Here is a 981-nt window from a genome sequence, read left to right on the forward strand (position 1 = left end):
CGCGGCACCGGAAGAAAAGGCGCGCGGCATCACGATCAACACGGCACACGTCGAGTACGAAACGGCTAACCGCCACTACGCACACGTCGACTGCCCGGGCCACGCTGACTATGTGAAGAACATGATCACGGGCGCAGCGCAGATGGACGGCGCGATCCTGGTTTGCTCGGCAGCAGACGGCCCGATGCCGCAAACGCGTGAGCACATCCTGCTGGCACGTCAGGTTGGCGTTCCGTACATCATCGTGTTCCTGAACAAGTGCGACATGGTGGACGACGCTGAACTGCTCGAGCTGGTCGAGATGGAAGTTCGCGAACTCCTGTCGAAGTACGACTTCCCGGGCGACGACACGCCGATCGTGAAGGGTTCGGCCAAGCTGGCGCTGGAAGGCGACACGGGCGAGCTGGGCGAAGTGGCGATCATGAGCCTGGCCGACGCGCTGGACACGTACATCCCGACGCCGGAGCGTGCAGTTGACGGCGCGTTCCTGATGCCGGTGGAAGACGTGTTCTCGATCTCGGGCCGTGGTACGGTCGTGACGGGTCGCGTTGAGCGCGGCATCGTGAAGGTCGGCGAAGAAATCGAAATCGTCGGTATCAAGCCGACGGTGAAGACGACCTGCACGGGCGTTGAAATGTTCCGCAAGCTGCTGGACCAAGGTCAAGCAGGCGACAACGTTGGTATCCTGCTGCGCGGCACGAAGCGTGAAGACGTGGAGCGTGGCCAGGTTCTGGCGAAGCCGGGTTCGATCACGCCGCACACGCACTTCACGGCTGAGGTGTACGTGCTGAGCAAGGACGAAGGCGGCCGTCACACGCCGTTCTTCAACAACTACCGTCCGCAGTTCTACTTCCGTACGACGGACGTGACGGGCTCGATCGAGCTGCCGAAGGACAAGGAAATGGTGATGCCGGGCGACAACGTGTCGATCACGGTGAAGCTGATCGCTCCGATCGCGATGGAAGAAGGTCTGCGCTTCGC

The 981-nt window shown here is 62.0% G+C and carries 1 protein-coding gene; it reads left to right on the forward strand.

Features of this window, described 5'->3' with window-relative positions; genetic code table 11:
- Positions 1 to 981 (forward strand): elongation factor Tu (tuf, locus tag G3N98_RS39410; RefSeq protein ID WP_206151138.1); only part of this gene is annotated, 981 nt, incomplete at both ends.

Source organism: Burkholderia sp. Tr-20390 (genome assembly GCF_017104595.1).
Lineage (GTDB): Bacteria > Pseudomonadota > Gammaproteobacteria > Burkholderiales > Burkholderiaceae > Burkholderia.